The 7,730-nt window shown below is 59.6% G+C and carries 6 protein-coding genes; all 6 read right to left on the bottom strand.

Annotated features, from left to right (window positions below):
• Window positions 1–101 precede the first annotated feature (101 nt).
• From KBA32_RS09130 to KBA32_RS09105, 6 genes are read right to left on the bottom strand one after another with little or no spacing between them, the layout of a single operon-like run.
• Window positions 102–815: a class I SAM-dependent methyltransferase gene (locus tag KBA32_RS09130; protein ID WP_294357789.1), complete on the bottom strand. Its 714-nt coding sequence runs from the start codon at window positions 813–815 to the stop codon at window positions 102–104.
• A gap of 14 nt (window positions 816–829) precedes the next feature.
• Window positions 830–2,113 (bottom strand): putative O-glycosylation ligase, exosortase A system-associated, encoded by a 1,284-nt coding sequence (locus KBA32_RS09125; RefSeq protein WP_294357786.1) that lies wholly within the window; start codon window positions 2,111–2,113, stop codon window positions 830–832.
• Window positions 2,106–3,287 (bottom strand): glycosyltransferase family 4 protein, encoded by a 1,182-nt coding sequence (locus KBA32_RS09120; protein WP_294357784.1) that lies wholly within the window; start codon window positions 3,285–3,287, stop codon window positions 2,106–2,108. Before KBA32_RS09120 ends, KBA32_RS09125 begins: the two co-directional genes overlap by 8 nt.
• 12 nt (window positions 3,288–3,299) lie before the next feature.
• Window positions 3,300–4,619 (bottom strand): UDP-glucose/GDP-mannose dehydrogenase family protein, encoded by a 1,320-nt coding sequence (locus KBA32_RS09115; RefSeq protein ID WP_294357781.1) that lies wholly within the window; start codon window positions 4,617–4,619, stop codon window positions 3,300–3,302.
• Complete coding sequence (locus KBA32_RS09110) at window positions 4,616–5,785, bottom strand: glycosyltransferase family 4 protein (protein ID WP_294357780.1); 1,170 nt, start codon at window positions 5,783–5,785, stop codon at window positions 4,616–4,618. The genes KBA32_RS09115 and KBA32_RS09110 overlap by 4 nt, the downstream gene beginning before the upstream one ends.
• Window positions 5,782–7,683 carry an XrtA/PEP-CTERM system amidotransferase gene (locus KBA32_RS09105; RefSeq protein WP_294357778.1) on the bottom strand — a complete coding sequence of 634 codons (1,902 nt, stop codon included), beginning with the start codon at window positions 7,681–7,683 and terminating at the stop codon, window positions 5,782–5,784. The genes KBA32_RS09110 and KBA32_RS09105 overlap by 4 nt, the downstream gene beginning before the upstream one ends.
• Window positions 7,684–7,730: the final 47 nt, after the last annotated feature.

The raw sequence follows: 7,730 nt of genomic DNA, 5'->3' as shown, positions 1-7,730 counted from the left end.
CCTGGCGGAACAGAGCCGCCCAAATATCTCCAGGGCGCCGCGTATCGCGCATTTGGCCGAGGTGTCGACGATCGTGTTCGTATCCCGCCCCATTGTGTGCATCAGGCCGTTGGCTTGCGCAACGTTACCAACAGCCATCCTCGTAAAAAGCGAAGGGCTTCAAAGCGGCTAATCAGTTTTTCGTAACACATCCCCAAAAAAAACAACGCCCCGTTGAACAACAGATAGTTTGGATACTGGCTCAGATACTCGAAGGACTCGATCGAAAAACCGGCAGTGTGCGCCAATTTTTTGATCTGGCGCTTGCTGTTTGTCTTGTAAGCGATAGGAAACGTATCCTCTTCGTCCCGTCCTTCGACGTACTTGACGACTTTCCCGTGAAAACTGTTCGGAATGAGTCGTGCCGCCAATGAGCCGTAGTCCCACAGGTTTGGCGTCAAAAACACAACCGCGCCACCCGGGCGAAGAATACGCGCAAACTCGCCGTAGACCTGCTCCGGTACGGTCAAGTGCTCGAAGACGCTCCGCGAAATGATCAGATCCACGCAACTGTCCGGCAACGGCAATCTGGATAAATCAGCGTTGTAGGTTTCGATGCCGGGGCATTCTTCTGCGAAATCGACGAGATCAACACCGATCAATCGCGTCGCCCGCCCGATGTATTTTTTCAAGACCGGCAGCGTTCGCCCGCACCCTGCATCCAGCACGGCATCTGACGGTTTGAGTAACCTGTCTACGCAAGCGTCATAAACACGATAGGGATGCTTTTCGCTGGTGTAGTACTTGCGCAAGAGCTTTTCGGAAAGCTTGGTCATCGTTTGTCCCTTGTCTATGGAGATTTGTTGGCATTTGACGGTTTTTCGGACATTAAGCGCTCCCGAATGGTTGCATCGACGAGTATTACAAATGCGACGATGTAATACGGAAGGTCGAAGTGAACGAGTGTGAGAAAGGCGCCACCCACTGCGAAACCAACAAGGCTGACCTGAACCATACGCATTAGCAGCGGAACCCACTGGCCAAGTTCTGCGTCGATGGCGGTGAGCCTCGCCAAGTGGCCGGCTTTGCGCCAAGTGAAAACCCCAATCAGGAGATAGAGTATCAACCCCGGGAAACCATGTTCACCGAGTGCTTGGAAATAGATACTGTGCGCCACGGGCGTCCCTCCCTCCCAGCCCGTGGGGGCGTACAGTGCGAAGACCAGTGGATTATCGGTATTAAACCCGGCGCCGACGATCGGTCGGTGCATCGCCAGGTTCCAGAGCGTCTTCCACGTCATGATGCGCGACATGGCAGAGTCATCCTGTTCATAGGTCTGGATCGTCTCCATGCGCGACGTCCAGCTTTCCGGCATCGACAGGATTGCGGTCGTTAAAACCGCGACGATCAACGAACTCGTCAGGAATGGCCGTTTCCCCTTCAAGGCGAGCATGAAGGCCATGCCGATCAGAGCCAGAAAGGCGCCCCGCGATTGACTGCCCAGGATGGAGAAGCACATCGCGACTCCAGAAAAAGCCAGCCCCCAACGCAACAAACGACGCGAACTCACCTGATAGAGGTAATACACAAATGGCACGAGGATAACCAGTGCCAGCGCCAATCCGTTATTGTCACCGATCATGCTATCCGGCGGCCCCCAGACCCGGCCACTTCCCCCGTGGAGGACGGTCCATATGCCGCCCTTGATGCCGTAGAAGCCGATCGATGCGGTGACGACCCAGACGAGCCCCTCGATCTGCTTGCGTCCACGAATGAGCATCAGCGTCACCATCAGCATGAGGTGGATCTTGCTGACGAATATCCAGCGCTCCAGAACGACGTCCGGCGTGTTCATCGCGAACAGGCAGGTAAAGGTCATCCATAACCAGAAGGAGAGATAGATGACGGTGATCGGTGTTACCGGAAATGGTTTCCTTTCCTTCGTGAACAGAAAACCGATCAGTGTCGATAACGCCACCGTATAGGCAAAAGGAAAATTGCGGGCGAATCCCCAGGCACCACGATGCGGGTTCATCATCGACAGCCAGACCCACGCGTAGGCACCATAGCGCGGCGTACGCAGAATCAACGGAATCAGGACGACGACGATGCCGGTAAGCAGGAGGTCACGCATGGGTCACTTCCTTGAACAGTTTGAGCTGCGCGGCCGTGGTGGCATCCCAGCCGAAGCCTTCCGCGTATTTCCGCACGGAAGTGCGGTCCGGGTAGTCGGCGAACAGATCGCGGCTGGCATCGACGAGCGCCTGTGGTGTCCGCGTCGCCATCAACCGCCCGGCTTCGCGCCGCTGGATGACCTCGGGTGTTCCCCAGATACTGGTAGCAATCGCCGGCGTGCCGCAGGCCATCGACTCCAAAAGCACATTGGCCCAGCCTTCACGGCTGGAACACAGCAATAGCGCATCGGCGGCGCTGTACCACCATTTGAGCTGGTCGTTGGGAACCTGCCCGGCGAACTGCACCCGTGCGGCCACACCGGAATCTTTGGCCAGTCCTTCCAGCCGTTCCCGCTCCGGGCCGCTACCGGCGATCACCAGGAGAACATCCTCGGGCAATTGCTTAAGCGCTTCTATCGCAATGTGATGCCCCTTGCGTTCGATCAGCAGGCCGACGGAGAGCAGAATCCGCCGATCGATCGGCAAGCCGAGATACCGGCGCGCCTCTACCCGGTCGACCGGCTGAAAGCGCTCCAGATCCACGCCGTTGCGCATCACATGTAGCCGTTGGCGATCGGCGCCGAGTTCGGCGATTGAATCCATCAGCGCGGCGCAGACGCCGATCGACGCAGCCGCACGTGCTGCGGTGTCGAGAATCAGTCGGCGCGGGTAAGCGAATTGGGGGATCTGCGATAGATCCGTACCGCGCGCGGTCACGACGAAGGGTTTGCCCAGCCATTTGGCAAGAAACCCGGCAGCAACGCCGTCCGGGTAGTAGTAATGGGCGTCGATCAGGTCGAAATCGAAGCCGTCGCGCATGAGCTTCCTGATTGTCGGCAAGGCGCTGCGGGCCAGCGTGTGCGGGGCGATGTTCATGCCGATCTTCGGCGGCAGGAAGTAACGGGGATGATGTACATCGACGCCGTTTCGCTGCTCGAAACGAGGCGTGGCGGCAAAGCGTCCGTACTCGCCCCAACGCTCGCCAGAAAAGGGAAACCACGGTACCGGCGCTACAACCTTTGTCTCCACCTCCCCCGATTTCAGCAGTTCACGCAGACGCGTCTCGACGAAGATACCGTGGATCGGCCGCGCGGAACTGGGATAGAGCGTGGAGAAAAGCAGCGTACGGATCATGGCCCCCGCCGATCAGCGCCCGATGGCAAAGTAGTCGATGCCCATGCCGCGCACGAATTTCGGGTCGTAGAGGTTGCGCCCGTCGAAGATCAGGGGCTGCTTCAGGTCGCTCTTGATCGCGTCGAAATCGGGGCTGCGGAATTCTTTCCATTCGGTGACGATCACCAGCGCGTCGGCATCACGCAGGGCTTCGCGGGGGCTGGCGGCGAAACGCAGGCGCGCGTCGTCGCCGAAGATGCGTTTGGCTTCGTCCATGGCCACCGGGTCGTAGGCCGTTACCGTCGCACCGGCGGCGAAGAGGTCGGCGATGAGTTCGCGGCTGGGCGCTTCGCGCATGTCGTCAGTGTTCGGCTTGAAGGCGAGGCCCCACACGGCGAAATGCCGTCCGGCGAGGTCGCCGAAGCTCGCCTTGAGTTTTTCCGTCAGCACGTGCTTTTGCGCGTCGTTGGCTTCTTCGACGGCGCGCAGCACTTTCAGGCCGAGGCCGGCATCGTCGGCGGCGGTCTTGATCAGCGCCTTGACGTCCTTCGGGAAGCACGAGCCGCCGTAGCCGCAGCCGGGATAGAGGAAGTGGTAGCCGATGCGCGGGTCGCTGCCGATGCCCTGGCGCACCATTTCGATGTCGGCACCGAGCTTCTCCGCGAGGTTGGCGAGTTCGTTCATGAAGCTGATGCGGGTCGCGAGCATGGCGTTAGCCGCGTACTTGGTCAGTTCGGCGCTTTTCACGTCGGTGACGATCAGGCGCTCGTGGTTGCGCTGGAACGGGGCGTAAAGGGCGCGCATCAGGAAGATGGCCTGCTCGTCCTCGGCGCCGATGACGACGCGATCGGGGCGCATGAAGTCCTCGACTGCCGCACCTTCCTTGAGAAACTCGGGGTTGGAAACGACGCTGTATGGAACTTCCACACCGCGCTTTTGCAACTCGTCGGCAATCGCCGCCTTGACCTTGGCGCCGGTGCCCACGGGAACGGTACTCTTGTCGACGACCACCTTGAAGTCGGTCATCAGCCGGCCGATGTTGCGCGCAGCGGCGAGCACGTACTTGAGGTCCGCGGAACCGTCCTCGTCCGGCGGGGTGCCGACAGCGATGAACTGGATCGTCCCGTGGTCGACGGCACGCTGGACGTCGGTGGTGAAATGCAGGCGCCCGGCAGCGACATTACGCCGGACCATCTCCTGCAAACCGGGTTCGAAGATCGGAACCCCGCCCTCTTCAAGGATGCGGATTTTTTCCGCATCGACATCGAGGCAGAGCACGTCATTGCCCACTTCCGCGAGGCAGGTGCCACTGACCAAACCAACGTAACCAGTTCCTATGACCGTCACCTTCATTTTCTGTTTTCCTTTTTCAACAATAAGCTGGAAAAAAGCCCGACGACTTTCATTGCGTGCTCCTTCCAAGTCAATTTCTTGCTAGAAATAACTTGTTTTGCTTCGCGAGCCACATTCTCCCGCAGCACAGTATCTTTACTGAGGACGTCAAGCGCCTTCTCGATTCCCTGATCGTCATCCGGGTCGTATAAAACCGAGTCCCCCCGATTGGTGAGTATTTCGTGATGATTAGGCTGGTCGGGGGCAACTATCGCCTTGGAAAGTGCAAGATATTCAAATAAGCAAAGGGGCGATGCGTAGGGCACCAGCGCTGTTTGCAGAGCAATATCGAAGGCCATGGCAATTGCTGGTACTTCTTCCCTAGGTACAACACCAGTAAAGGTCAACCTATCCGATACACCAAGGTTAGCGGCACACTCCTCAATTTCCTTGCGCGCTGGGCCATCCCCGACAACCAGAAGATGCGCGCCCATTTCAGCCGGCTGTCGAGCAATCCAGTGCATGATCCGATCTAGGCGATCCCATTCGCGTACGAATCCGGTAAAACCAATGACCAGTTTTCCGGAAAGCCCAAATCGCTGTTTTGCCTGATCGTTCATGGGTAGATTCCGATAATGATCTTCGTTGATAGCATTCGGAATAACCACAACGCGATCTCGCGCCACACCATTGGAAATCAGATGTTCAGCCAGCACTTGGGTCACCGGCAAAACGATATCGGCATTTCGCCAAACATAACGTTCCGCCCAATCAGCCAGCCTCGGCCAGTACAACCCACCATACTGCCTTCTTTCCACTGCCATTGGCGCATTGACTTCGAGAATCAATGGCAAGCCAAATTTCCTTTTCGCCCAGATTCCTGCCAGGAGATATAGGTTGTAGCGCTCGTAGATAACATCGGGCCTAAACTCCTTGATGCGCGTTACCAAGCGCTGGTAAGCCACAAAGGAATACGCCAGTTCAGCAAGCTCGTAGAGACTGTGCGGCAAGAAGGTCTTCAGTTTGCCGACCCAGCCACCGCTTCCGCCGGCATGATTATCCTCGCTTATGGAAGGTGCCGATTCTTCAACTTCGCACCCAATTGCTCGGAGTCCGCCTATCATTTCTTGAATATGAGTCGACTGGCCGTCCTTCGACGCGGTCCGGTGGTGGTAAAGAATCCTCATGCGGCGCCATCCATCACGTTGCGCAGGAAGGCGTCGTACATCAGCAGGGTCCACAGCGGCGTGCTGTGGTCGCGGCGGTCGGATTCATGCTGTTCGACGATCTGCCTGATTGCCTGCTGGTTGAACCAGCCCGATTCGGCGATGCGCCCATCCAGAAGCGAGTCACGCACGCGCTGCTTCAGAGGCCCGCGGAACCAGCGCGCCAGCGGAACGGCAAAACCCATCTTCGGGCGGTACATGATGTCGCGCGGCAGGTAGGGTTCCATCGCCTTCTTGAGCAGGTATTTACCCTCCCCGCGCTTCAGCTTCAGCGTCGACGGCAGCGTCGCCAGCCACTCGACCAGCGGGTGGTCCATCAGCGGCTCGCGCACCTCGAGCGAATGCGCCATGCTCGCGCGGTCGACCTTGGTGTTGATATCGCCGACCAGATAGGTATGCAGATCGATGTACTGGATCAGGCCGAGCGGATCGTCGGTGCCCGCGCGCGCCGCGTGGCGGTTGAAGACGTCGATGGCGCTGTAGCCGCCGAGCTCGGCCCGGAAGCTGTCGCTGTAAAGGCGGCTGCGTTCCGGGTCGCGGATCAGCGACATGCTGTGGAAGTAGGCTTCGACCGAAGTACGCGCCATCGACTCGAAAGTGGTCTTGGCGCGGAACACGCGCGGCGCCCAGTCAGCCTTGGGATAGACGCGGCCGAGCATCCCGAAGAGCGGACGGCGAACACCGAGCGGCAGGGCCGAGCGCATGCCCTCTTCCATCAGGTGCAGCTTGTAGCGCCGATAGCCGCCGAAGCTCTCGTCGCCGCCATCGCCGGAGAGCACCACCGTCACGTGCTTGCGCGCGAGCTGGCAGACACGGTAGGTGGGGATCGCCGAACTGTCGGCATACGGCTCGTCGTAGAGGCGGGCTAGCGTGTCGATCAGGTCGAAGTCGTCGCTCTCGACGGTATCGACGAAGTGGTTGGTCTTGTAGCGTTCGGCGACCTGGCGGGCGAATTCGGCTTCGTTGTACGCTGGGTCGCTGAAAGCGATCGAGCAGGTATTCACCGGATCGCTGTTGAGCCCGGCCATCAGCGCCACGACGGCGCTTGAATCGACGCCGCCGGAGAGGAAGGCGCCGAGCGGCACTTCCGACATCAGGCGCAGGCGAATCGACTCGTTGAGCCGTGCGGTAAGTTCCTCAAAGGCTTCCGCCTCGCCGATCCGGCGGTCGAGCGTGAAGCGCACGTCCCAGTATTCACGCGGTTCCCGCAGCGCCTGACCGCGCTTGACCAGCAGCGTGCAGGCCGGCGGCAGCTTGCGCGCCTGTTTGAAGATGCAGCGCGGCTCGGCGACGTAGCCGAGGGCGAAATATTCCTCGACGGCGAGCGGGTCGATGTCCTTCGGCAAGCCGCCGTGCGCCAGCAGCGATTTCAGCTCCGAGCCGAAGAGCAGCGTGCCGTCGGCCAGCAGCGCGTAATGCAAGGGCTTGACGCCGAGCCGGTCGCGGGCGAGGAAGAGGCAGTCCTGATTGCGATCCCACAGGGCGAAGGCGAACATGCCGCGGAAGCGTTCGACGCACTTTTCTCCCCACGCTTCCCACGCGTGGACGATGACTTCGGTGTCGCTGCGCGTGTGGAAGACGTGCCCGAGCGCCTGCAGTTCGGGGATGAGTTCGAGGTAGTTGTAGATCTCGCCGTTGAAGACGACGCAGACGCTCTGGTCCTCGTTGTAGAGCGGTTGCTGGCCGGTGGCCAGGTCGATGATCGACAGGCGGCGATGCCCGAGCCCTACCCCCGGCTCGAGATGCACGCCGCCTTCCACCGGGCCGCGGTGGTGTTGCGACTCGTTCATCCGCGTCAGCACGGCGCGGTCGATGTCGCGCCGCCCGCGGGTATCAAATAGTCCAGTTATTCCGCACATAGCTTTCACTCGCTACAAGTTGGTGCATCTGCCGCACTCGTGTCATC

The organism is Propionivibrio sp. (genome assembly GCF_017995515.1).
GTDB lineage: Bacteria > Pseudomonadota > Gammaproteobacteria > Burkholderiales > Rhodocyclaceae > Propionivibrio.
The sequence above is the reverse complement of the archived record's forward strand: the minus strand, read 5'-3'. Positions and strand labels throughout refer to the sequence as shown.

Excerpts from the sequence above, each read along its gene's own strand:
- KBA32_RS09130 (WP_294357789.1), bottom strand. The coding sequence starts at position 815 with ATGACCAAGCTTTCCGAAAAGCTCTTGCGCAAGTACTACACCAGCGAA.
- KBA32_RS09125 (WP_294357786.1), bottom strand. The coding sequence starts at position 2,113 with ATGCGTGACCTCCTGCTTACCGGCATCGTCGTCGTCCTGATTCCGTTG.
- KBA32_RS09120 (WP_294357784.1), bottom strand. The coding sequence starts at position 3,287 with ATGATCCGTACGCTGCTTTTCTCCACGCTCTATCCCAGTTCCGCGCGG.
- KBA32_RS09115 (WP_294357781.1), bottom strand. The coding sequence starts at position 4,619 with ATGAAGGTGACGGTCATAGGAACTGGTTACGTTGGTTTGGTCAGTGGC.
- KBA32_RS09110 (WP_294357780.1), bottom strand. The coding sequence starts at position 5,785 with ATGAGGATTCTTTACCACCACCGGACCGCGTCGAAGGACGGCCAGTCG.
- KBA32_RS09105 (WP_294357778.1), bottom strand. The coding sequence starts at position 7,683 with ATGTGCGGAATAACTGGACTATTTGATACCCGCGGGCGGCGCGACATC.